General features: G+C 58.8%; 2 protein-coding genes. Both read right to left on the reverse strand.

From position 1 onward, the window contains the following. On the reverse strand, positions 1-731 hold a 731-nt coding region (locus A3730_RS26850), incomplete at its 3' end, for an AAA family ATPase (RefSeq protein WP_231884061.1). Positions 732-1,127: 396 nt separating this feature from the next. Then, positions 1,128-1,574: GTP cyclohydrolase, FolE2/MptA family (locus A3730_RS26855; protein WP_197477665.1), on the reverse strand; the 447-nt coding region annotated here is incomplete at its 5' end.

A 1,574-nucleotide genomic window follows, 5' to 3' on the forward strand; every position in this document is an offset into this window, starting at 1 on the left:
TCCGGCTGGCTGGCGTTAAAGTCCTGCAGGGTTTGCATGCCCGATCGAATCCCCGCCAGCAGGGCAATTTTCACCCCGGCCACCCAGCCTTCGGTAATCGCCATCAGGTGATCCAGGGCCAGCTCTTCCAGAGCCTCGCCGCCCAGGCGCTGATTCAGCTCGCTCACATCACTGCGCCGCACTTTCAGGTCCACGGCGCTGATCTCCAGCACCAGGTCATCCAGCCGCAGCCGGCTAACGTCAAACAGTGGCTGGGTGCGGCTGGCAATGATCAGGTGCACATTCTCCGGCGGGTCCGCCAGCAAGGTAGCAATCACACTGAGTGTTTCTTCGCTCTGGATATGCTGAAAATCGTCGAACACGATAAACAGCGGCAACGTCACCTGCTGCAGGGCGTCATAGAGTGAATCGGCTATAGAGGATGGTGGCAGCTCGGCCACATCGAAGGGCATAAACCAGGAGGTATCAAACGCCGGCACCGCGGCCCGGGTTTTCTCGGCGAAGCGGCGCAGAAAGCGCACCGGGTCATCATCCGCCCGCTGTAACCCCATCAGCACCACATGCCGATCACCGGGCTGGGCTTGCCACTGATTCAGCAAGGTGGATTTGCCGGCACCGGCGGGGGCCAGCAACAGTGTCAGGGGCACCCGATCTGACTGATTCAGAAGGGTGACAAGGTCTGCACGATAAAACCGGCCACTCAGGGGCCGGGGCGTCTCCGAGCTGGGCATAGCAATCGCTTCCTGGCGTCTTTTTATTATTTTTCAGTGAGTTAGTGCATCCCCGCACGCACTCTGGGTGCTTCTTTAATAGGCAATTTAGCGGATAGCGGCACGGTATACACGTACCGGGTTCGCATTTCACTTGGACGAGGGTGCAATGTCGTCGCTGCCTAGCGAAGAAAGAAGCCCCAACAACTCGACGCCCAATGCCGGAAGCCGGACAACGGAAACAGGGCACCACCGCTCCCACAAAGAGAGGCGGTGAAGCCAGATTGGCTCTATTGCGTCAGGCTCCAGGCATCCGGCGTCATGCTCATCACCAACCCATACAAAAAAGCCCTCTTCCCGACAAGGGGAAGAGGGCTTTCGTGTTGCGTGCAGCGTACTGCCTGCAGCGTCTCTCAATCAAGGAATCGGCAGGTAACCACCATCCACTTCCTTGGTCACAATCGCTACCGCATTGTGAGCGTGGAGGCTTTCCAGGTGATTCACGCGCAACCAGAAATCCTTGTAGCAAGGCTGCGGGTTCAGCGCGGTCTTCAACCGGCGGGCGGCGTCTTCACAGAACATCAGGTTCTGGCCATTGAGTAGCGCGAACTCCTGTTCGTCTACCCGCTTCACAGCGGTCTGCACCGGGGTTTTCAGAGCGCCTTCGATGGAATCAATCAAGGCGGTGATCGGGAAGGCATCCCCTTCGGTGTGATCCAGCAACACACGCACCTGGGCGATGGAGCGCTGGCTGTGCGGAGTGGCCAGTACGCCTTCTTCCGTGCCCAGCCATTCAAACACCGCATCGGCATCCACTTTGCCTTCGGCGAAATCCTTGCGGAACTGTTCCTGAATCAGCTGGCG

Source organism: Alcanivorax sp. HI0044 (assembly GCF_001634945.1).